Below are 21,824 nucleotides of genomic sequence, written 5' to 3'. Positions count from 1 at the left end.
GGGGTCTGAGGCCGTCCGCTGTGGGCGGCCTTTCGTTCTGGTGCAGGACCTACGGATCATTCGGAAGGGAGGTTGGGCAGATGCGCGCAGTCGACGCGATCATGGAGTGCCTGAAAGCGGAGGGTGTTGACGTCGTATTCGGGTATCCCGGTGGTGCCAACCTCCCGACGTACGACGCGTTCGTCGACGCCGGGATCCACCACGTGCTCGTCCGCCACGAGGCCGCAGCCGGCCACGCCGCGGAGGGCTACGCGAAGGTGACCGGCAAGGTCGGCGTGGCGTTCGGCACGTCCGGACCGGGAGCGACGAACCTCGTCACCCCGATCATGGACGCGATGATGGACTCGGTCCCGGTGGTGTTCTTCACCGGCCAGGTCCGGACCGAGCTGCTCGGGACCGACGGCTTCCAGGAGGCGGACACGATCGGCATCACCATGCCGGCGGTCAAGCACAGCTTCCTGATCACCGACCCGCGCGAGATCCCGCGGACGATCCACGAGGCGTTCTACATCGCGAGCTCGGGCCGTCCCGGCCCGGTCGTGATCGACCTGCCGATGGACCTGTCCAAGGCGGACATCCCCTACGAGCCGATCACCGACGTCCATCTGCCCGGCTACCAGCCGCGCACGACGGGCAACGCGAAGCAGATCCGCCAGGCGGCGCGGGCCCTGGCGGCCGCACGGCGCCCGGTGATCTACGCCGGTGGCGGCGTCGTCCTGGGCAACGCGGCCGTCGAGCTGCGCGACCTGGTCCGCGAGGGCGGCTTCCCGATCACCTGCACGCTGATGGGCCTGGGCGCGTACCCGGCTCCAGACGACCTCTGGCTGGGCATGCTGGGCATGCACGGCACACGGGCGGCGAACTACTCGATCGACGAAGCCGACCTGATCTGCGCGATCGGGGCCCGCTTCGACGACCGGATCACCGGCAAGCTGTCGGAGTTCGCTCCGCGCGCCAAGTTCATCCACATCGACGTCGATCCGGCCGAGATCTCGAAGAACATCCCGGCCCACATCCCGATCGTCGGCGACGCCAAGCAGATCCTGCCCCGCCTGGCCGAGGAGTACCGCACGCTCGAGGCCGACCGCTCGCGGCTCGACCCCTGGTGGCAGCGGATCCACACCTGGCAGGAGCGCCACCCGCTCACCTACGTGCCGGGCGAGAACGGCGAGATCAAGCCGCAGCAGGTCATCGAGACGATCTACAAGGTCACCGGTGGCGACGCGATCGTCTGCTCCGACGTCGGGCAGCACCAGATGTGGTCGGCGCAGTACTACCACTTCCCCGAGCCGCGTCGCTGGATCAACTCCGGCGGCCTCGGGACGATGGGCTTCGGCCTGCCGGCGGCGATCGGGGCGCAGATGGGCGACCCCGAGCGGACGACGGTCGTCGTCACCGGCGACGGGTCGATCCAGATGAACATCCAGGAGCTGGCGACGATCCGTCAGGAGAACCTGCCGGTCAAGGTCGTGATCCTCAACAACGGCTTCCTCGGCATGGTCCGCCAGTGGCAGGAGCTCTTCTGGCAGGAGCGCTACAGCCACGTCGACATGAACACGTTCGGCGGCGAGGAGGCGTTCCCGGACTTCGTCAAGCTGGCGGACGCCTACGGCATCCGCGGCATCCGGTTGACGGAGTCCGGCTCGCTGGAGGACGACCTGCGGGCCGCCTTCGAGGCCGAGGGTCCCGCCTTCATCGACGTGCGGGTGACGCGCGACGAGAAGGTCTATCCGATGATCGTGCCCGGCGAGGCCGCGCGGGACATGGTGGGCTGAGCGATGGTCGATTCGAACGAGCTCCTGAGCCTCGACGAGCTGGAGGCCGCCGGCAGCATCCGGACCGGCCGCAAGCACGTCCTCTCGATCCTGGTCGAGAACAAGCCGGGCGTGCTGACGCGCGTGTCGGGCCTGTTCACGCGCCGGGGCTTCAACATCGACACGCTCTCGGTCGGCCCGACCGACGACGAGCGGATCTCGCGGATCACGCTGACGCTCGACGGAGCGCTCCAGCCGATCGACCAGGTCACGAAGCAGCTGCACAAGCTGGTCAACGTCCTGAAGATCAAGGACCTGGCCCCGGACGAGACCGTCGCCCGCGAGCTGGCCCTGTTCAAGGTCTCCTGCGACAGCCAGACCCGCTCCGAGATCCGCGAGCTGGCCGAGGTCTTCCGCGGCAAGGTCGTCGACATCGGCAAGCGCTCGATCATCGTCGAGATCACCGGTGAGCGGTCGAAGATCGAGGCGTTCGAGCGGCTGGTCCGCCCGTACGGCCTGGTCGAGATGATCCGCACCGGCGAGGTCGCGATCGCCCGGGGCCGCGAAGAGACCTGATCGACCGGCGGAGACCGGGGGCGAGCGATGCCGCTCGTCCCCGGTCTCCGCGTGCTCGTCCTCACCGCCGACCGCCCGTCGCGGTGCAATGCTTTGCTCTCGTGAAGTCGTCGTCGAACCTTCCGCGCCGCCACAGCACCCATCCCGACCAGGCGGTGCCGGTATCCGTCGGTCAGCGGCTGCGACTGATCCGCTACGTCGAGCAGGCCCAGCGGCGGGTGCGGCGGGGCCGCCGCACGGTCGTGCTCGCGTCGATCACCGTCGACCTCGCCCCGGAGATCGACCCAATGGCGGTCGTCGCCTGCGGGCGTCGGGCCGGCGAGCCGTGGACGGTCTACGAGCAACGTGACCGCGACGGCCAGGTGCTGGCGACGCTCGGCGTGGTCGAGGCGCTGGAGGCCACCGGCGAGGGACGCTTCGCGGCGGTCTCGGCCCGCTGGTCGGCGCTGGCGGCCGACGCGATCGGCGACATCGGCACCGGCCTCGAGGGCGAGGGGCTGGTCGCGACCGGTGGCTTCGCCTTCGCCGACGACGGCGCGGCCAGCCCGGCCTGGGACGGCTTCGCCGCCGCCTCGCTGCACGTGCCGCTGCTGGCGCTGGCCGGTCGCGGGGGGCGCGCTCGGGCCACGATCGCCGTCCGGGTGACCGGCGACGAGGATCCCGAACGGACCGTCGCGGCGGCCCTCGACCGGGTCGCGGCCCTGCGGCCCGCGCGTCCGCCGCTGCTCGATCCCGATCCGGTCCGCCGCGGGCGGGTCGCCTCCGCGCTGCCCCCGGCCCACTACGAGGCCGCGGTCGCCCGCAGCGTCGAGCGGATCCGCGCGGGGGAGATGGAGAAGATCGTGCTCGCGCGCGAGGTCCAGGTGACCGGTCGCCCGACCCCGGATCCGGCGGCCGTCCTGGGGGTCATGCGCGAGGCCTACACTGGCTGCTGCGTGCTGGCCGTCGGCCGCGGATCGCGGACCTTCCTGGCGGCGACGCCGGAGCTGCTGATCCGCCGCGAGGGCCACCGGGTCTCGACGCTCGCGCTGGCCGGGACGACCGGGCGCAGCAGCGATCCCGCCGTCGAGTCGCACCTCGCCGAGCACCTGTTGCGGTCGCGGAAGGACCGCGAGGAGCACGCGATCGTCGTCCGCCGGATCCTCGCCCGGCTCGACGGGATCGCGCTCTGGACGACCGCCCCGCCGACGCCGGAGGTGGTCCAGGCCGCCAGCGTCCAGCACCTGGCGACGCCGATCCGCGCCCAGTTGGCCGGATCGGTCGGCGTCATGGAGCTGGTCGCGCGGCTGCACCCGACCCCGGCCGTCGGGGGCTTCCCGGAAGCGGCCAGCCTGCCGCTGATCCCGGCCACCGAGGGGATGGACCGGGGCTGGTACGCCGGGCCCGTCGGCTGGGTCGACGCCGCCGGCGACGGGGAGTTCTCGGTCGCCCTCCGCTCCGCGTTGCTCGAGACCGACGTCGCCCGCTGCTTCGCCGGGGTCGGCGTGGTCGCCGACAGCGATCCGGCGGCGGAGCTGGCCGAGACCGAGGTCAAGCTCCAGGCGCTGCTGCCGTTGCTCGCCGACGGCAGCGCCTAGGCCCGGCCGTCAGCTGCGGCCGCTCGCAAGTCGTCGCTTGCGCGCGAGCGCGTCGAGCACGACCGCGCCGGCGAGGACGGCGCCGGTGACGATGAACTTGACCGAGGACTCGAAGGCGAGCAGGTCCATCCCGTTCGAGATCGAGCCGATCACGAGTGCGCCGAGCAACGCCGCCCAGACCGAGCCGCGGCCCCCGAACAGGCTGACCCCGGCGATCACCGGACCGGCGATCGCCAGCAGCAGCACGTCGCCCGTGCCCGAGGACTGGTTGACGGCCAGCAGTCGCGAGGCGGCGAGCACGCCGCCGGCCGCGGCCAGGGTCGAGGCGAGCACGAAGACGACGGTCTTGACCCGCCGGGTGGGGATCCCCGCGCGCCGGGTCGCCTCCTCGCTGCCGCCGGCCGCGAGCACGTGGCGGCCGTAGCGGGAGCGGGTGATCACGGCGTCGAAGATCAGGACGAGGCCGATCAGGATGCAGAGCGAGACCGGGACCCCACGGTCCTGGTTGACCACGTAGACCGAGACCAGGACCGCGATCGTGATCGCGCCGATCCAGACGGCGGTGCGGATCAGTGGCTCGAGCTCGAGGCCGGCCACCGCCCGTCGTCGATTGCGGAGCAGCGCCCCGCCGATCAGCAGGCCGATCGCGGAGAGCGCGACCACCCACGACAGCCAGTCGGCGAGGAACGTGTTGGCGAGGTTGAGGATCGTCGGGTCGGTGATGTTGATCGTTCCCTCCTCGCCGAGCACCTTCAGCTGGACGCCCTGCCAGGTCAGCAGACCGGCGAGCGTGATCACGAACGATGGGATCCCGAGCCAGGTCACGATCGACCCTTGCAGCAGGCCGATCGATGCCCCGACCACGAGGGCGGCCCCGATCGCCATCCAACCGTTCCAGCCGTGTTGGACGGAGAGGACGCCCATCACGGCGCCGGCGACGCCGCTCACGGCACCGACCGAGAGGTCGATCTCTCCGAGCAGCAGGACCAGCACCACGCCGACGGAGATCGTGCCGGTGGCGGCGACCTGGAGGGTCAGGTTGGTCAGGTTGCCCGCGGTCAGGAAGCGATCGTTGGCGATCGCGAAGACGAACCAGATCAGCGCGAGCACGACGACCACCCGGAAGGTGCTGACGTCGCCTCCGCCGTTGAACAGCGCCCGCAGGCCGGTCTGGCGGCCGTCGCGCGCGTCGAGCGAGACCGCCGAGGCGGTCGGGTCGGCGGCGTCGTCGGCGGGGGCGGGGGTCGCGTCGGATCCGGGGCCCGGCGTGGTGGTGCTCATGAGGACGTCCCGGGGTCGGGGGTGGGCGGGGCTTCCGGCCCGGTGTCCGGCCCGGTGTCCGGCCCGGTGTCCGGCCCGGTGTCCGGCCCGGTGTCCGATCCGGTGTCCGGTCCGGCTTCCGGTGGGGCCTTCGGCGGGATCTCCGGTGCGGCCTCGACCTCGTCCTCGCCGACGCCGGTGATCGCCGCCACGACCCGCTGGCGCTGGTCGTCGGTGCCGCCGAAGCTGCCGCCGTTGCGGCCGAGCCGGAGGACCTCGATCCGGTCGGCGACCTGGAAGACGTCGACGAGGTTGTGCGAGATCAGGATCACGCCCATCCCGCGCTCGCGCAGCCGGCCGACGAGCGCCAGCACCTGCTCGGTCTGGGCGACGCCGAGCGCGGCGGTCGGCTCGTCGAGGATCGTCAGCCGCGGGGCACCGATCATCGCCCGGGCGATGGCGACCGTCTGGCGCTGTCCCCCGGAGAGCATCCCGACCTCGGCCCGGACGGACCGGAGGGTCCGCACGGCGAGCGAGTCGAGCAGGCTGCGGGCCGCGCGTTCCATCGCGATCTCGTCGAGCAGCGGGCCACGGTGGCGCTCGTGCCCCAGGTGCAGGTTGGCGACGACGTCGAGGTTGTCGCAGAGCGCGAGGTCCTGGTAGACGACCGCGATCCCGAGGTGGCTGGCGTCGCCGGGGCCGTTGATCTTGACGTTGTGGCCGGCGAACTCGAACTGGCCCTCGTCGGCGGGGGTCGCGCCCGAGATCGCCTTGATCAGCGTCGACTTGCCGGCACCGTTGTCGCCGACCAGCGCGACGACCTCGCCGGCGTAGACGTCGAGGTCGACGTCCTGGAGGGCCTGGACGGCACCGAACCGCTTCGACACGCCGCGCAGGCGCAGCAGCGGTTCGGCGCCGGCCGACGCCGGGGTGGCGTCAGCCTGCGTCTCGGTGGACATGGCGATCAGCGGCTCTCCGTCAGGCCGGCGGCCTTGCAGTCCGCCGCGTACTGCTTCGTGCAGATCTGCGCGACGGTGTACGTGCCGCCATCGACGACGGTGGCCTTGATGTTGTCCTTGGTCACCGCGACCGGCTCGAGCAGGACCGACGGGACGTCGACCTTGCCGTTGTTGGTCTTGCCGTTGACCAGCCCGGCCGGCGCCTGCTGGCCGGTCGCGAGCGCGTAGGCCAGCTTCGCCGCCGCCTCGGTCTCCGGCTTCGGGGCCTTGTAGACCGTCATGTACTGCTCGCCCGCGACGATCCGCTGGATCGCGGCGAGCTCGGCGTCCTGGCCGGTCACCGGGATCTTGGTCGGGTCCATGCCGGCACCCTTCATCGCCGCGATCGCGCCGCCGGCGGTCCCGTCGTTGGCGGCGTAGACCCCGTCGATGTTGTCCTTGCCGAGCGCCGTGATCGCCTGCTCCATCTCCGTCTGGGCCTTGTCCGGCGACCAGTCGGGCGTGTCGTAGGACTTCGCGATGTCGACCCCCGAGGGTTCGAGCACCGACAGCGCGCCCTTCTTGAACATCGCGGCGTTGGAGTCGGTCGGGGCACCGTTGATCATCACGATCGGCTTGCCCTTCGGCTCGCCCAGCGCGTTGACGAGCGACTGGCCCTGGAGCTTGCCGACCTTCAGGTTGTCGAACGAGACGTAGTAGTCGACCGGGGCGTTGGCGATCAGCCGGTCGTACGAGATCACCGGGATCTTCGACTGCTGGGCGCGGGTGACCATCGCCCCGGCGGACTCGGCGTCGACCGGATCGAGGACGAGCACGTCGGCCCCGTTCGTGATCGCGGACTCGGCCTGGCTCTGCTGCTTCGAGGCGTCCTGGTCGGCGTTGGAGTAGATGACCTTGCAGTTGGGACATTGCTGCTTGAGCGCGTCGGTGAAGCCCGGACGGTCCTGGGCCTCGTAGCGGGCGGTCTTCGACTCCGGCAGCAGCAGTGCGACGGTCTTCGACGCGCCTCCGCTCCCGGTGCCCGTCGTCGTGCCGGTGGTCGACGAGTCCTTGTTGTCGTCGCCGCCGCAGGCGGTCAGGCCAAGGCCTGCGGCAGGAACCAAGGTCGCCAACAGCAATGCGGTCCTGAACCTCGTCGAGATCATGAGGTAGCTCCCTGTGGGGATGGTGGGGTATGGGTGCGTTTCAGAGGCGTGTTGCCGTCCAGGAGCCGGGCGGCGAGACGGAGGGTCCCGACCACCTGGCCGCGGTCCCCGAGCTGGGCGGGGGCGAGTAGGACGTCGGCGCCGCCACCGGGCAGGCGCCGTCGATCGAGCTCCTCGCGGACGCCGGCGAGCACCGGGTCGGTCGCGAAGGCCGGATCGCCCCCGAGCACGATCATCGAGGGGTCGAGCAGGTGGCAGGCGCCGGAGAGGGCGCGACCGAGAGCGCGCCCGGCGTCGGCGAGCAGGCGCGTCACGCGCGGGTCGCCGCCGTCGAGGGCGGCGAGCAGGTCGTCGGCGGGGATCGTGTCGCCGGCGGTGGCGTGCAGCTGGCGGCGGACGGCGGGGGCCGAGGCGACCGTCTCCAGGCATCCGCGACCGCCGCAGCGGCATGGCAGGCCGTTGGTCACGACCGCGACGTGACCGATCTCGCCGGCGATCCCGGTGCCGCCGCGGAGCAGGCGGCCGCCGCTGATCAGCCCGGCGCCGACGCCCGAGGAGACCTTGACGTAGATCACGTCGTCGACCCCGCGGGCGGCCCCGGCGGCCTGTTCTCCGAGGGCCCCGAGGTTGGCGTCGTTGTCGACGGCCACGGGCACGCCGAGCCGCTCTTCGAGGGCCGTCGCCAGGACGGTCCCGCCCCAGCCGGGGAGCAGCATCGTCGAGCCCACGCGACCGCTGGTGCGGTCGACCGGGCCGGGGACGCCGGCGCCGCAGGCGAGGATCTCGTCGGTGTCGACGTGGCCGTCGGCGATGACCAGGTCGGCGAGCCGGCGGGCGGCGCGGAGGGCGGCCTCCATGCCGCGGTCGACGTCGACCTCGGCGGTCCGCACGCTCAGCACCCGTCCGGCCAGGTCCCCGACGGCGACCCGCACGTGCTGATGTCCGAAGTCGACGCCGAGCACGGCTCCCGCTCGGCGGGTCAGGCGCAGCCGCTCCGGGCGTCGTCCGCTGCGTCCGTCGCGGACCGGGCCGCTGACGCTCTCGAGCAGGCCGGCGCCCTCCAGTTCGCGGATCAGGCTGGAGACGGTCGCGCGGGAGAGGCCGGTGCGGGCGGCGACCTCCGCGCGGGTGCTCTCTGGCGCCTGGCGGAGGGCGTCGACGACCCGCTGGGGCGAGCCCCGCCCAGCGTGATCTGTGCGAATGCTCCCCATAAGGCCAGCATCCTGGACCTATCCGGTAGACCCGTCAAGGGTATTTGTCTGAATCGCGCCAAAACGGGGTACAAACTACGGACTGTTCTGTCGAAAATAGACAGAAGATCAGCCTTGTGGCTGGCAGGCGGCGTGTTCGGCCGGGCGCGCCGCGGATGCGGACGGCGTGCACGCGTTGCCGGAGGGCGGGAGGTCGTTCGACGGCAAGCCTCGGGAGACATGGGATGTTAGGATCATCCGGGTTCTACGAGAGGATCCCCGTGCCGCTGCGATCGACGACCCGCCCCAGCCTGACCGAGCAGGTCATCGCCCAACTCCAGGAGCTGATCGGCTCGGGCGAGTGGCCGGTCGGTCAGCGGATCCCGCCCGAGCCGCAGCTCGTGACGCAACTGGTGGTCGGCCGCAACACGGTCCGCGAGGCGGTCCGGGCGCTGGTCCACGCCGGGCTGCTCGAGACGCGCCAGGGCGACGGGACCTACGTGCGGGCGACCAGCGACCTGCACGCGGCGCTGGGGCGGCGGCTGGCGCGGACGAGCATGCTCGAGGCGATCGAGGTCCGGGCCAGCCTCGAGCGCGACGCGGCGCGGCTGGCCGCGGAACGGCGCACCGACGACGACCTGCGGGCGATCGACGAGGCCTGGGAGCGCCGCAACCGCCTGCGCGAGGGGGACGACCTCGACGGATTCGTCGACGCTGACATCGACCTCCACCTGGCGATCGCCGCCGCCGCCCACAACGCCCTGCTGCTCGAGCTGTACGAACAGCTGACCGAGACGATGCGGGACTCCCTGCGGACCTCGGAGCCGCCGGGGCCGGAGCGGGAGGAGACCGCCACGGCGCACGCCGATCTGGTCGATGCGGTCCGCCGCGGGTCCCCGACCGATGCCGAAGGGGCGATCGCGCGGCTGCTCGACGCGGCCCGCGAGCAGGTCGAGCGGGTCGTCGACGGCGACCGGGAGACTCCGGCATGACCCGCAACCGGGCGCTGCTGCTGGTCGGCGCGATCGTGCTCGTCTCGCTCAACCTGCGGGGGGCGGTCGTCGCCGTCTCGCCGCTGCTGGACGAGATCCGGGCCGCGACCGGGATCTCGGGCGCGGGGGCGAGCCTGCTGACGACCCTGCCGGTGGTCTGCTTCGGGGCACTCGCCCCGCTCGCGCCGCGGCTGGCCCGACGGTTCGGCGGCACGACGGTGATCGCCGGGGCGATGGTGGTGCTCGCCGCCGGCATCCTGCTGCGGCTGATCCCGTCGACGCCGCTGCTGTTCGGGGGCACGATCCTGATCGGCGGCGGGATCGCCGTCTCCAACGTGCTCCTTCCGAGCATCATCAAAGGCAGCTTCGGCCTCCGCTCCGGGCCGGTCATGGGCGCCTACGCCGCTGCGCTGAGCGCCGGGGCCGCGATCGCGGGCGCGACGGTGATCCCGATCCAGCGGCTCGCCGGCACCGATTGGCGCGGGGCGCTGGCGGCCTGGGCGCTGCTCGCGGTCGCGGCGGCGCTGGTCTGGCGGGCGGTGGCCCCGCGGGAACCGCGTCGGGCCGCGGCCGACCGACCCCGCCACGTCCCGATCGGGCTCTGGCGGGACCCGGTCGCCTGGCAGGTGACCCTCTTCATGGGCTTCCAGTCGCTGCAGTTCTACGCGGCGGTGGCCTGGCTGCCGACGATCTTCATCAGCCACGGGATGGCCAGCTCGGACGCGGGCCTGCTGGCCGGCCTGTTCGGGGTGACCGGGATGCTGGCCTCGCTGGTCGTCCCGGTGCTCGCGACCCGCGCGACCCGGCAGAGTCACCTGGCGGTGATCGGGGTACTGCTGTTCGGCTCCGGCTGGGTCGGCGTGTTGCTCGCCCCGATCGGCGGCGCCGTGGCCTGGACGGTCCTGATCGGGCTCGGCCAGGGGACCGGGATCGCGGTCGCCCTGACCCTGATCATGCTCCGCGCCCCCGACGCCGAGCACGCGGCTGAGCTCTCGAGCATGGCCCAGACGCTCGGCTACCTGGTGGCGGCCTCCGGACCGCTGCTGATCGGCGTGCTGCACGACGCGACCGGCGGCTGGAGCGTGCCGATCACGGTGATGCTGGCGCTGCTGGTGCCGACGTTGGTGTTCGGGGCCCTGGCCGGCCGGCCGCGGTTGGTCGGCGGCGTGTCGGCGGGCCCGGGCGATGCGGCCTCCGCGCGGGCAGGCCGGGCGTCGACGGCGACCGGCGTGAGCGGGGACTGAGCGGGCCGGAGGTGAGCGGGACGGTGTCGGGGTGCGTCCCGGGGCCGGCCCGCCGCGGCGCGCTGCACGCGGGAGCGAGCACGAGCCGTCCGGCGTTCCCGCGCCGGGGTGGATCGCCGGAAGGCCCCGGGGCCGTACGATCCGGCGATGGCCGACGTCCGCGTCCTCCGGGTCCCGTTCTCGACGAACGTCGAGCGGGTCGCCCTCGCGGCCGCGCACAAGCGGCTCGACGTCGAGTGGGTCGACGTCGACCCCGACGACCGCCGCGCCGTCCGCGAGGCGAGCGGGCAGGAGCTGGTGCCGGTCGCGATCGATCCCGAGAGCGGCGAGGTCGTCGTCGACTCGCCGCAGATCCTGGCCTGGATCGAGGAGCGTTGGCCCGAGCCGCCGCTGTGGCCGAGCGATCCCGGCGACGCGGCGCTGGCCGACGTCTTCTGCCACCGCTTCAACGAGGTCTGGAAGGGGCCGCCGAACCGGTTGGCGACGCTGCTCGCTCCGGTCGGCTTCGAGGTCGAGCGGCTGCGGGACGCCGACCGCCGGGCGGTCGACGACGACCGCGCCCGGATGCGGGTCTGGCTCGACCGCTTCGAGGAGCGGCTCGACGGACAGGACCACCTCGGCGGCGACGGCTTCGGCATCTGCGACGTCACCGCCTACCCGTTCCTGCGCTACGGGGCCACGGCACCGCCGGTCGACGACGTCGACCCGTTCCACCGCGTGCTCCACGAGTACGGCGGCTTCGACGTCGACTCGCATCCGCGCCTGACCGCCTGGGTCCGGCGGGTCGCCGAGCGGCCGCAGGCGTAGCGCCGGCCCGCCGCGCTAGCCCTCGTCGGGCGCGGCAGCCTCGGCGAGCGCCGCGTGCACGGCCTCGCTCAGCTGGCGGTGCAGCGCGCGGTTCGCGGACCGATCGGTGCGGACGTAGAGCAGCGACAGTCCGTCCTCGGCCGCCGCCGCCCGCAGCGCGGGCACCAGCTCGGCACGGGTCTCGACCCGGTGCAGCCGGGAGCCGGCGCCGGCGACCGCGGCGATCGCCTCGATGTCGAGCCCGGTAGGGGTCATCACGTGCCGCTCGACGTCGGGAGACGGATCCGCGCCGACCGGCAGGAAGTGGAAGATCCCGCCGCCGTCGTTGTCGACCAGCACCACGGTCAGGTCGATGCCGGAGCGGCCGGCCGCGACCAGCGACCCGAGGTCGTGCTGGAGCGCGACGTCCCCGAGCAGGACGTAGACCGGTCCGTCGCCCGGCTGCCGGGCGAGCGCCAGGCCCCAGGCGGTGGCGAGGGTGCCGTCGATCCCGTTCGCCCCGCGGTTGGCGAGCACCCGGATCGCCTCGCGGGGGGCCATGAACCCCTCGACGTCGCGGATCGGCATCGAAGCGGCGACCAGCAGGGTCGCGGCCGGGGGCAGGCTCGCCACCAGCTCGCGGGCGAGCCACGGTTCGTTCGGAGCCGTCTCGTCGGCGCGGTCGAGGATCGCGCTCTGGGCGGCGGCCGCCTGGGCGTCGAGCGCCAGCCAGCGCGTCAGCCAGTCGCCGTCGCGGGCGACGTGCGCGAGCCGTGGCGCGAGCTCCTCCAGCAGCGGGAGCGGCGCGGCGACGAGCAGGTCGGAGAGGACGCCGTCCGGATCCTGCCAGGCCCCGTCCGCGGTCACGTGGACCTGCGGGACGTCGGCGGGCAGCGCGGCCAGCCAGCGCCGCAACGGCTTGCTCGTGGGCAGGTCGCCGAGCCGGACCACCAGCTCCGGGACCGGCAGCAGCCCGGGATCGGCGCCGAGCAGCGCGTCGTAGCGGGAGATCGCCGCCCGCCCGCGGCGGGCGCCGGACAGCGGGTCGGCCAGCAGCGGCAGCGACAACAGCTCGCAGAGGGCGGCCAGCGCCGGGCCGAGCTCGGGGTCGTCCTCGCGACGGCCGGCGACGACGACGGCACGCGGATGTTGCAACAGCAGCTCGCCGAGTCGCCGGACCGCCTCCGGATCGGGGTGCCCCGGGCCACCGCTGCGGGTTACCCACGGGCGACCGTCGGGGCGTCCTCCGCGGTCGCGCGGGGGCGCCTCCTCGGCGGGCACCAGCGGCTCGCGCAGGGGCAGGTTGAGGTGGACGGGCCCGGGGCCACGGCCGGCCGCCCCGGTCGCCGCCTGGAGCGCGCGGGCGGCGAGGGTGCGGGCGAAGCGGATGCCGTCGTCGTCGCCGGTGTCGAGGCCCAGCTCATGCGACCAGCGGACCGCATCGCCGAAGATCCCGCCCTGGGTGATCGTCTGCCCGGCGCCGACATCGCGCAGCTCGCTCGGCCGGTCGGCGGTCACGACCAGCAGCGGGATCCGCGCGTGGTGGGCCTCGACCACCGCCGGCAGGTACTGGGCGACGGCGCTCCCCGAGGTGCAGCAGAGCAGCGCCGGGCGTCCGCTCGCCTTGGCCAGGCCGAGCGCGACGAAGCCGGCCGTCCGCTCGTCGATCACGCTCTGGGCCCGGAACCGCTCGTCGGCGGTGATCGGCAACAGCAGCGGCGTGTTGCGGGAGCCGGGGGAGGTGACCACGTCGGTCACTCCGGCGCGGGCGAGCTCGTCGAGCAGCGCTCCGACGAGGATCCGGCTTCCGTGGCCGTCGCGGGGCGCTGAAGACGTTGCTGGCACAGTCCGAGGGTGCCAGAGAACGCGGTCGGTCGTCGCTCTGGGAAGCTCCCGACGATGGCGTCGCCGACGATCCTCGCCCTCCACGGCTTCGGTGGGTCCGGGCGCTCGTGGGACCCGGTCCGCGAGGCGTTGGCCCGCGAGCGACCCGACCTCCGGCTGGTGACGCCGGACCTGCGCGGTCACGGGGCGGCGGCCGACCGGCGGCCGGTCGACCTCGACGGGGTCCTCGAGGATCTGCTGCCGCTGCTCGCGGAGCTGGCGGCGGACGGGCCGGTCGCCGTGGCCGGCTACTCGCTCGGCGGTCGGATCGCGGTGCAGCTGGCGCTGGCCGCACCGGAACGGGTCGCGCGGCTGGTGCTGATCTCGTCGACCTCGGGTCTCGAGGACCCCGGCGAGCGGGCCGCTCGTCGTGCGCGCGACGACGAGCAGGCGACCTGGCTGGAGGCGCACGGAGCCACGGCGTTCGCCGCGCGCTGGGCGCGGCTGCCGCTCTGGGACGGCGATCCGCCTGACGCGCGGGAGCTTCAGCGTGCCGAGATCGCCGCGGGCGACCGCGACGGGCTGGCCGCGGCGCTACGCGGTCTGAGCCCGGGCACGGTACCCGCGGTGGGGCTTCGACTGGCGACGCTTGCGGTCCCGCTTGCGGTGGTCGTCGGAGCTCGTGATCTCCGTTACCGCGCGATCGGGACGCGCCTCCTCGGACTTGCGGCGGAACCGGCGGGCGAGGTCGTTGTTGCCGACGCCGGCCATGGCCTGTTGCGCGAGGCGCCGTGTGCGGTGGCTACGGCGTTGGGGGCGTGGAACTGAGGTCTCGGACTGGCTCATGAGGAGCTCCTCGTCGGGGGAGTGTTGGAGGTCCCCAGGAGGTGGTCAGCCGTGACGGCATCGACCAAGCCGTCGGCCCGCAGTCCGCGGGAGGCCTGCCAACGGGCGACGGCGGCGCCGGTCCGTGCGTCGTAGGCACCGGTGACGTGATCGGGGGTCAGGTAGCCCTCGCTCACGAGCCGCTGCTGGACCCGGTCGGCGTCGGCCGCTGGAGCGGTCGACATGCCGAGTCCGGTGGCGGACAGGGCAACGACCGAAGCCACGGCCAAGGGCCGGGCGGCGTCACGCACCCGGCGGACCGGGTGGCGGGAGGGTCGTCTGTTGGCGTGATCAGGTGTTTCAGACATCTCGATGACTCCTGGGGGAAGGGAATCGATCTGCCTGCATCCTGTCGTGGTTTCCTCAAGCCCAGATATGTGAAGCCGGAGCGCTTGGTGAAACTTGCGTCGAACAAGGGAGATCCCCGGCACGAAGTCGGGGAGAACCCTGACCCGTTCCGGGGGTTTCCCCGAGCGACGGACGTCGAGGAGCCTGTCGCTCGGCCCCTAGGAGGCGAGTCCGCGGGCGCGTCGGCCCTCGTCGCGCAGGCGCAGCGCGATCTCCATGTCGCTCCGCATCGGCTCCTTGCCGTCGATCCCCGGGCCCTCGAAGATCACCGGCATGCCGCCGAAGCGGGGCTCGCTCAGCACGGCGGCGATCCCGGCCTCGCCGATCTCGCCGGTCCCGAGCGGCGCGTGGCGGTCGCGGTTGGAGCCGAGCGGGGTCTGCGAGTCGTTGACGTGGATGCACTTGAGGCGATCGAGCCCGAACGCGGCGTCGGCCTCGGCCAGGACGCCGTCGAGGGCCTCGATGCTGGTCACGTCGTAGCCGGAAGCGAGCAGGTGGCAGGAGTCGAGGCAGAAGCCGATCCGGTCGTCGCCGCCGGTCGCGTCGAGCAGGGCGTGCAGCTCCTCGAAGGAGCGGCCGAGGGTGCCGCCGGCCCCGGCGGTGTCCTCCAGCAGCAGCGGGCAGCCCTCGGACTCGGCCAGCGCCTCGCGGAAGACGTCGCCGCAGCGCTCGATCGCCTCGCCGACGTGCCCGTCCTTCGCCGACCCCGGGTGCAGGACGACGCCGACGGCGCCGATCTGGCTGCCGACCCGCAGCGAGTGGGTGATCGCGGTCAGCGACTTCTCGCGCAGCTCGGGATCGGGGGTCGCGGCGTTCGAGAGGTAGAGCGCGTGGATCACGACCTGCTCGATCGGCGACGCCGCCAGGTCCTCGCGGAACTGGGCGATCGACTCGTCGCTGTGGTTGGTCGGGGCCCAGCGCCGCGGGGACTGGGTGAAGATCTGGATCGACTCGCAGCCGCGCTCGACGCCGCGCTCGACCGCCTTCGGCAGCCCGCCGGCGGGAGAGACGTGGAGGCCGATGAGGGGGAGGTCACTGGGGCGCTCGGGCATGGTCGGCGCGACCATAGCCGGGATCCTGCGGCGACGCGCGGCGCGTACGGCGCGGACGTTTCGTGTCTGTTCGGACGGCTCGCGTCGACGAGCCGAGCGACCCGCGGCGGCGGCATACTGATCGGCATACCAGTTCCTGCCGCCCTCGTTTCCCCCGCCGAGGAGGACCCTCCACGCGTCGCCTTCCGGCGCGGTCTCTCCGCCGGAGTCCCGTTCGCCACCGCCTCGGTGCTGCTCGCGCTGTCGTTCGGCGTGCTCGCCCAGGGCCAGGGCTTCCCGGCCCTGGCCACGATCGTGATGTCGGCCGTGGTCTTCGCCGGCTCGGCCCAGTTCGCGGCGATCGCGATCGTGGCCTCCGGGGGCGGTCTCGGGGCGGCGGTCTCGGCCGCGGCGCTGATGAACTCGCGGTACGTGCCGATGGGGATGGCGCTCGGCCCGTCGCTGCCGGGCCGGCCGCTGCTCCGCGGCCTCCAGGCGCAGGCGATGGTCGATCCCTCGTGGGTGATGGCGGCGCGCCCGGACGGCAGCTTCGACCGCTGGTTCCTGTTCGGGTCGACCGCGATCCAGTACCTCGGCTGGGTCGCGGGCACCGTCCTCGGCGTGCTCTGCAGCGACCTGATCGGCAACCCCGAGACGTTCGGGCTCGACGCGATCTACCCGACGTTCTTCCTCGTCCTGCTGATCCAGGAGCTGCGGAAGGGCCGCGGTCGCGGGGCCGCCGCGGTCGGCGCGCTGATCGCGCTCGCGCTGGTCCCGATCGCCCCGGCCGGCGTGCCGGTGCTCGCGGCCAGCCTCGGCGCCCTGATCGGCCTCCACCGTCCGTGGCCGAAGCGATGAGCGTCGACCCGTGGATCCTGGTCGCCGCGATCGCCGCGGTGACGGTGGCGATCAAGGCGGTCGGTCCGGTCCTGCTCGGCGGCCGGACGCTGCCGGTGCGTGCCAACGCGGTGGTCGCGCTGCTGGCCCCGGCGCTGCTCGCGGCGCTGGTCGTGACCGGGGTCGCCAGTCACGACGGCAGCCTGCGCCTGGGACCGGAGGCGGTCGGGGTCGCGGCCGGGGGCGCGGCGGGCCTCCGGGGCTGGCCGATCCTGAGCTGCGTGATCGTCGCCGCGGTCGTCACCGCGGCGTTGCGCGCCGTCTTCTGAGCGGGCCACCCGGCGGGGCCCCGGCGCGGCGAGCGCCGAGGTCGGGCGTTGCGGGGCGGACCGCGGCGGTGTCCTGAGGGGTTCGTCCGTGGACGCTTGCGATCGCCGGTACGCGGGTGTACCGTTGCCGCGTCCCGTTCTCTCGGCGCTCGGAACGACCCATGCCGCAATCCTCACCGCCTCGCTTCTCGTACCCCGACGGCCCCCGCAGTCCGCGCGGATGGCAGAGCCTGCTGGCCGTCGTCGCCCAGCTGCCGACCCTTCGGCGGTGGCGGCAGCGCTACGGCGACGCCTTCGGCATCGAGGTGGTCGGGATCGGCCGCGCGGTCGTGATCGCCGACCCCGCCCTGATCAAGCAGACGCTCACCGCGAGCCCCGACGTGCTCTATTCCGGCGAGCGCAGCCCGCTGCGGCCGATCCTCGGGAGCAGCTCGTTGCTGACGATCGACGGCGACCGGCACCTCCGGCAGCGCCGGCTGCTGCTCCCGCCGTTCCACGGCCAGCGGATGCAGGGCTACGAGCGGATCATCGAGGAGGAAGCACGCCGCGAGATCGACCACTGGCCCGACGGGCAGGAGTTCCCGACGCTCGAGCCGATGATGCGGATCACGCTCAATGCGATCCTGCGTGCCGTCTTCGGGGCCCACGGTCAGCAGCTGCGCGAGCTGCAGGAGCTCCTGCCGCCGCTCGTCACGCTCGGATCGCGGATGGCCTTGCTGCGGTTCGCCCAGCGCGACCTCGGGCCGTGGAGCCCCTGGGGCCGGTTCCTGCGGATGCGGCGGTCGTTCGACGCCCACGTCGACCGGCTCGTCGCCGCCGCGCGAGCGGACCCGCGGCTGGAGGACCGCAGCGACGTGCTGTCGCTCCTGGTGCAGGCCCGCCACGAGGACGGCAGCCCGATGAGTCGTGACGAGATCGCCGACCAGCTGCTGACGATCCTCGCCGCCGGCCACGAGACGACCGCCTCGACGCTGGCCTGGAGCGTGGAGCGGCTGCGACGCCACCCGGACCTGCTGCGCCGGCTGACCGATGAGGTCGAGGCGGGCGGGAGCGCGCTGCGCGAGGCGACGATCCGGGAGATCCAGCGGGTCCGGCCGGCGATCCCGATGTTCGGCCGCTACGTGGTCGCGCCGTTTCGGCTCGGCGAGTGGCTGCTGGAGCCGGGCAGCATGATCGTGGTCTCGGCGGTGCTGGTCCACGAGGATCCGCGGATCTACGACGATCCACTGCGCTTCCGGCCCGAGCGCTTCCTCGGGACCAAGCCCGACACCTACCGCTGGATCCCGTTCGGCGGCGGCGTCCGCCGCTGCATCGGGGCGAGCTTCGCCCACATGGAGATGGACATCGTCCTGCGGACGGTGATCGAACGGCTCGACCTCGTCCCGACCTCGGCCCGCGACGAACGCTGGTCGTACCGCGGCGTCGCGTTCGTCCCGGCCCGAGGGGGACGGGCGGTCGTGCGGCGCCGCGCGCGCCCGCTGACGGCGGAGACGCCGCCGGCGGTCGCGGTCGCCGGCTGACCGCGCGAGGTCGCTCAGCGGCCGGCGTCGGCGCTCGCAGCGCTCGCAGCGCTCGCGGTGCGGGCGTCGCGGGCGGCGAAGAACTCGTCGCCCTCGATCGAGATCCGCGGCGCGGCGCGCTGCAGCCAACGCGGCATCCACCAAGCGGCGGGTCCGAGCAACGCCATCGTGGCGGGCACCAGCACGCACCGGATCAGGGTCGCGTCGATCGCGACCGCCGCCGCCATCCCGAGCCCGAACTGCTTGATCGTCGGGTCGCCGCTGAGCAGGAAGGCGAGGAACACGGAGACCATGATCAGCGCCGCCGACGTGATCACCCGGGCGGTCCCCGCGAGCCCGTCGACGACCGCCTCGTGGGCGTCGCCGGTCGCGACGAACCGCTCGCGGACGTGGGTCATCAGGAAGACCTCGTAGTCCATCGAGAGCCCGAAGAGGATCGCGAACATCATCAGCGGCACGTAGGAGACGATCGGCTGCGCCCCGTCGAGGCCGAGCAGGTTGGCCGACCAGTCGTGCCCGAAGACGTAGGTCACGATCCCGAACGCCGCCCCGATCGAGAGCAGGTTCATCACCACCGCCTTGAGGGGGACGACGACCGAGCGGAAGGCGAGCAGCAGCAACACGAACGAGAGCGCGAGCACCACGCCGATCACCAGTGGCAGCTGGCCCGAGATCGCGTCGGCGAGGTCGATGTAGCCCGCGGTGATCCCGCCGACGTCGGCGGTCTGCCCCTGGCCCTTCGTGGCCTGCGGCAGGACCGTGTCGCGGAGGTCGTGGACGAGCGTCGCGGTCGCCTCGTCGGAGGGAGCGGTCTTCGCCTGGACCGTGTAGACGGCGGCGGTCGCGGCGGGGTCGACCAGCGGCTGGGAGACGGACTGCACGCCGGGCGTCCCGGCGATCGCCGTCCGCAGCTGCTGGAGGCCCGGATCGGACGCCGGCGAGCTCGAGCCGGAGGCGGGCTTGGCCGGCTTCGCCAGGGTCGCCGTGACCAGGATCGGGCCGTTCGAGCCGACCCCGAAGCCCGCGGTCATCTGGTCGTAGGACTGTCGCGCGTTGGTGTCCTTCGGCAGCGCGCCGGTGTTGCTCTGTCCGAGCTCCAGCTGGAGGATCGGGAGGGTCAGGATCGCCAGGACGACGACCGAGACGATGACCGCCGGCCACGGGCGGCCGGCGATCCAACGCGCCCAGCGTGCCCAGCCGTGCGGGCGCGGGTCGTGGTGCGGGCGCCTACCCGGCAGCGGCAGCGCGTTGATCTTGAGTCCGACGATCGCCAGCAGCGCGGGCAGGAACGCGATCGCGCCGATCACCGCGACGAGGACCACGATCCCGGCGGTGTAGCCGAGCGTGGTCACGATCGGGATCCCGGCCAGCAGCAGCGAGACGAGCGCGACGATCACGGTCCCCCCGGCGAAGACGACGGCGCCGCCGGAGGTCGCCGTCGCCCGGGCGATCGACTCGTCGCAGTCCATCCCCTCGACGAGCTGCTCGCGGTGGCGCGTGATCACGAACAGCGCGTAGTCGATCCCGACGCCGAGACCGATCATGGTCGCGAGTGCTGGCGCGGTGGTCGGGACATCGACGACGTGCCCGAGCAGGCCGATCATGCTGAGGCCGATCGCGAGGCCCAGGATCGCGGTGACGATCGGCAGGCCCATCGCGACGACGGTGCCGAAGGTGAGGACCAGGATCACGACGGCCGCGAGCAGGCCGACCACCTCGGACGACTCGTTCTCGGCCTTCGAGACCTTCAGGCCGAGGTAGCCGCCGGCGGCGGGATCGAGCCCGGCGACCGCGAGCGGGCTCGCCTTGTCGATCAGGGCATGGGCCTCGTCGTCGGTCAGATCGCCGGAGCTGTCCTTCAACTGGAGGGCGATGTAGCCGTGCGTCTTGCCGGGGCTGAGCTGGCCGGCGCCCTGCTGGTCGAACGGCCCGATCGCGCTGCTGACCTGGGCCGTGTCGTCCGCGTAGGCCTTCGTGACCTGCTTGATCGCGTCCTGCGCGTCGCTGTCGGTGAGCAGGTGCCCCTTGGGGGCGACGAACGAGATCGGGTTCATCCCGTTCGCCTGGGCCGGGAAGCGGTCGCGCAGCACGTCGCCCGCACGCTGGCTGTCGGCGCCCGGGAGCGAGACGTCGTCGCTGGTCTGGCTGCCGGCGCTGGTGACCAGGACGACGAGCACGGCGGCCAGGAGCAGCCAGAGTGGCGCGACCACGAAGCGGTGGCGGACGCAGAGAGTTCCGAGGCGGTACAGCGGACCGGTCATCGTGGCTCCTTCGGCCAGCAGTCCGCAGACGTGCGGACGGGCTGCCGCCTACTCGTACCGCGCCCCGTCCGGGCGGCCCGGGCACATGCTTGCGGGCGGGCCGGCACGATCCTGCTCCACCGCCGGGCGGCGCCGCTGCGATTCTGGGCGGTGCGGCGGTCGCGCCATCGCCCCGCGGTCGGCGGGGCGGGGGCCGCGGGGCCGGGTCGGGCCTAGACCAGTCCGGCGCCGCGGGGGACGCGGATCGTGCCGTCGCGGGCGGTCAGGCGTGCCGCCAGATCGCCGAGGCTCTCGTCGCCGATCCCGACCGCGTCGAGCGCGGCTGGCTCGAAGAGGGTCAGCGTGGCCAGACCCGACGCGTCGCGCAGACGCAGGGCGGCAGCGGCGTGGACCGCGGCGGCGACCCCCAGCGGACCGTCCCAGGCGGAGGCGAGCAGGACGTCGGCGCGGGTCGAGCGGGCGAGCGTCGCCCGTGCGAGCAGGCCGCCGATCCCACCGCTGCGGCCGATCTTGAGCACGACGGCGTCGGCGGCCCCGGAGGCGATCGCTCCCGGTTCGTCGGCAGTCTCGTCCATCGCGACCCGGACCGGAAGTCGATCGCGGATCGTGCGCAGGGCCTCGATCCCGTGGACCGGCTCCTCGACCAGCTCGACGCCGTAGGGGGAGAGGGCGGCGATCACGCTCAGCGCCTCGCCGGTCGACCAGGCGCCGTTGGCGTCCAGGCGCAGCGCGACGTCGGGGCCGATCGCGTCGCGGACGGCGCGCACACGCGCCTCGTCGTCGGGCAGGCCGACCTTCAGCTTGACGGTCTCGAAGCCGGCGTCGGCGGCCTCGCGGGCGTGCTCGGCGGCATCCTCGGGGTCGCCGGCGCCGATCGTGGCGTTGACGGGCACCCAGCGCGACGGCTCCTCGGTCAGCATCGAGGCGACCGAGCGGTCCTCGCGGCGCGAGGCGCGGTCCCAGAGGGCCATGTCGATCGCCGCGAGCGCGTGCGGCACGTCGGTGACCCGGCGGCAGCGCTCGAGCGCGTCGGCGCCGTTGCCGTCCGTCATCTCCCGCAGCGTCCGGCGGCAGCGCTCGAGCGCGTCCCGGCAACGATCGAGCGGGACGCCGTCGTAGGGCTCGAGCGGGGCAGCCTCGCCGCGGCCGATCAGGCCGTCGTCGTCTTCGAGCTCGACCAGCAGCATCCGCCGTTCGGTGACCTCACCCCATGCCGCACGCACCGGCTGCGACAGCCGAAGCGCCACTTCCTGGATCCGCAGCTCCACGCGCCGCAGCGTACGCACCCGCGCTCGCGGGGGTCGCC

The 21,824-nt window shown here is 73.3% G+C and carries 19 protein-coding genes; 10 read left to right on the top strand and 9 right to left on the bottom strand.

All coding sequences use genetic code 11. The features are described 5' to 3' along the window. Positions 1–80: 80 nt before the first annotated feature. The 3 genes from ilvB (at position 81) to ACVUH9_RS00245 (ending at position 3,907) form a co-directional block, all read left to right on the top strand. Positions 81–1,775 carry a biosynthetic-type acetolactate synthase large subunit gene (gene ilvB, locus ACVUH9_RS00255; RefSeq protein ID WP_475752786.1) on the top strand — a complete coding sequence of 565 codons (1,695 nt, stop codon included), beginning with the start codon at positions 81–83 and terminating at the stop codon, positions 1,773–1,775. Between the two features lie 3 nt (positions 1,776–1,778). Further along, positions 1,779–2,330 carry an acetolactate synthase small subunit gene (ilvN, locus tag ACVUH9_RS00250; protein ID WP_475752784.1) on the top strand — a complete coding sequence of 184 codons (552 nt, stop codon included), beginning with the start codon at positions 1,779–1,781 and terminating at the stop codon, positions 2,328–2,330. A 101-nt stretch (positions 2,331–2,431) separates the two neighbouring features. Next, positions 2,432–3,907, top strand: a complete 1,476-nt coding sequence (locus ACVUH9_RS00245; protein ID WP_475752781.1) for an isochorismate synthase — start codon at positions 2,432–2,434, stop codon at positions 3,905–3,907. Positions 3,908–3,916: 9 nt separating this feature from the next. On the opposite strand, the gene ACVUH9_RS00240 is transcribed toward ACVUH9_RS00245, so the two are convergent. From ACVUH9_RS00240 to ACVUH9_RS00225, 4 genes are read right to left on the bottom strand one after another with little or no spacing between them, the layout of a single operon-like run. Then, positions 3,917–5,188: a sugar ABC transporter permease gene (locus ACVUH9_RS00240; protein WP_475752779.1), complete on the bottom strand. Its 1,272-nt coding sequence runs from the start codon at positions 5,186–5,188 to the stop codon at positions 3,917–3,919. Beyond that, the gene (locus ACVUH9_RS00235; RefSeq protein ID WP_475752777.1) at positions 5,185–6,126 is read right to left on the bottom strand and encodes an ATP-binding cassette domain-containing protein; all 942 of its coding nucleotides are present in this window, start codon (positions 6,124–6,126) and stop codon (positions 5,185–5,187) included. The genes ACVUH9_RS00240 and ACVUH9_RS00235 overlap by 4 nt, the downstream gene beginning before the upstream one ends. A 5-nt stretch (positions 6,127–6,131) precedes the next feature. Next, the gene (locus ACVUH9_RS00230) at positions 6,132–7,271 is read right to left on the bottom strand and encodes an ABC transporter substrate-binding protein (RefSeq protein WP_475752775.1); all 1,140 of its coding nucleotides are present in this window, start codon (positions 7,269–7,271) and stop codon (positions 6,132–6,134) included. Then, positions 7,268–8,482 carry an ROK family transcriptional regulator gene (locus ACVUH9_RS00225; RefSeq protein ID WP_475752773.1) on the bottom strand — a complete coding sequence of 405 codons (1,215 nt, stop codon included), beginning with the start codon at positions 8,480–8,482 and terminating at the stop codon, positions 7,268–7,270. Before ACVUH9_RS00225 ends, ACVUH9_RS00230 begins: the two co-directional genes overlap by 4 nt. Before the next feature lie 260 nt (positions 8,483–8,742). Here ACVUH9_RS00225 and ACVUH9_RS00220 point away from each other — a divergent pair, with 260 nt between their 5' ends. The 3 genes from ACVUH9_RS00220 to ACVUH9_RS00210 all read left to right on the top strand — a co-directional run bounded on the left by ACVUH9_RS00220 (position 8,743) and on the right by ACVUH9_RS00210 (position 11,504). Then, positions 8,743–9,453 carry a FadR/GntR family transcriptional regulator gene (locus tag ACVUH9_RS00220; protein ID WP_475752771.1) on the top strand — a complete coding sequence of 237 codons (711 nt, stop codon included), beginning with the start codon at positions 8,743–8,745 and terminating at the stop codon, positions 9,451–9,453. After that, entirely contained in the window at positions 9,450–10,697 is a 1,248-nt protein-coding gene (locus ACVUH9_RS00215; protein WP_475752769.1) for a CynX/NimT family MFS transporter, read from the top strand. Before ACVUH9_RS00220 ends, ACVUH9_RS00215 begins: the two co-directional genes overlap by 4 nt. A gap of 147 nt (positions 10,698–10,844) precedes the next feature. Further along, positions 10,845–11,504: a glutathione S-transferase family protein gene (locus tag ACVUH9_RS00210; protein ID WP_475752767.1), complete on the top strand. Its 660-nt coding sequence runs from the start codon at positions 10,845–10,847 to the stop codon at positions 11,502–11,504. Between the two features lie 15 nt (positions 11,505–11,519). On the opposite strand, the gene menD is transcribed toward ACVUH9_RS00210, so the two are convergent. Next, a complete protein-coding gene (gene menD, locus ACVUH9_RS00205; protein ID WP_475752765.1) occupies positions 11,520–13,328 on the bottom strand; it encodes a 2-succinyl-5-enolpyruvyl-6-hydroxy-3-cyclohexene-1-carboxylic-acid synthase in 1,809 nt (602 codons plus the stop codon). A gap of 54 nt (positions 13,329–13,382) precedes the next feature. Between menD and ACVUH9_RS00200 the strand changes: the two genes are divergently transcribed. Further along, the gene (locus tag ACVUH9_RS00200; RefSeq protein ID WP_475752763.1) at positions 13,383–14,135 is read left to right on the top strand and encodes an alpha/beta fold hydrolase; all 753 of its coding nucleotides are present in this window, start codon (positions 13,383–13,385) and stop codon (positions 14,133–14,135) included. A 14-nt stretch (positions 14,136–14,149) separates the two neighbouring features. Here the strand turns inward: ACVUH9_RS00200 and ACVUH9_RS00195 are convergent, their stop codons facing one another. Both ACVUH9_RS00195 and ACVUH9_RS00190 read right to left on the bottom strand, forming a co-directional pair. After that, a complete protein-coding gene (locus ACVUH9_RS00195; RefSeq protein ID WP_475752761.1) occupies positions 14,150–14,377 on the bottom strand; it encodes a peptidoglycan-binding domain-containing protein in 228 nt (75 codons plus the stop codon). A 321-nt stretch (positions 14,378–14,698) separates the two neighbouring features. After that, positions 14,699–15,592 carry a deoxyribonuclease IV gene (locus ACVUH9_RS00190; protein ID WP_475752759.1) on the bottom strand — a complete coding sequence of 298 codons (894 nt, stop codon included), beginning with the start codon at positions 15,590–15,592 and terminating at the stop codon, positions 14,699–14,701. 120 nt (positions 15,593–15,712) lie between these two features. Between ACVUH9_RS00190 and ACVUH9_RS00185 the strand changes: the two genes are divergently transcribed. From ACVUH9_RS00185 to ACVUH9_RS00175, 3 genes are all read left to right on the top strand, one after another. Continuing rightward, entirely contained in the window at positions 15,713–16,429 is a 717-nt protein-coding gene (locus tag ACVUH9_RS00185) for an AzlC family ABC transporter permease (protein ID WP_475753974.1), read from the top strand. After that, positions 16,426–16,737, top strand: coding sequence for an AzlD domain-containing protein (locus ACVUH9_RS00180; RefSeq protein WP_475752758.1), 312 nt, complete (start codon positions 16,426–16,428; stop codon positions 16,735–16,737). Before ACVUH9_RS00185 ends, ACVUH9_RS00180 begins: the two co-directional genes overlap by 4 nt. Before the next feature lie 161 nt (positions 16,738–16,898). After that, positions 16,899–18,257 (top strand): cytochrome P450, encoded by a 1,359-nt coding sequence (locus ACVUH9_RS00175; RefSeq protein WP_475752756.1) that lies wholly within the window; start codon positions 16,899–16,901, stop codon positions 18,255–18,257. A 14-nt stretch (positions 18,258–18,271) separates the two neighbouring features. Here the strand turns inward: ACVUH9_RS00175 and ACVUH9_RS00170 are convergent, their stop codons facing one another. After that, on the bottom strand, positions 18,272–20,518 hold the full coding sequence (locus ACVUH9_RS00170; RefSeq protein ID WP_475752754.1) for an MMPL family transporter: 2,247 nt from the start codon (positions 20,516–20,518) through the stop codon (positions 18,272–18,274). Between the two features lie 212 nt (positions 20,519–20,730). Then, entirely contained in the window at positions 20,731–21,786 is a 1,056-nt protein-coding gene (locus ACVUH9_RS00165; RefSeq protein ID WP_475752753.1) for a mandelate racemase/muconate lactonizing enzyme family protein, read from the bottom strand. Positions 21,787–21,824: the final 38 nt, after the last annotated feature.

This window comes from Patulibacter ginsengiterrae (assembly GCF_056269115.1).
This window is presented reverse-complemented; position numbering and strand designations above follow the sequence as displayed.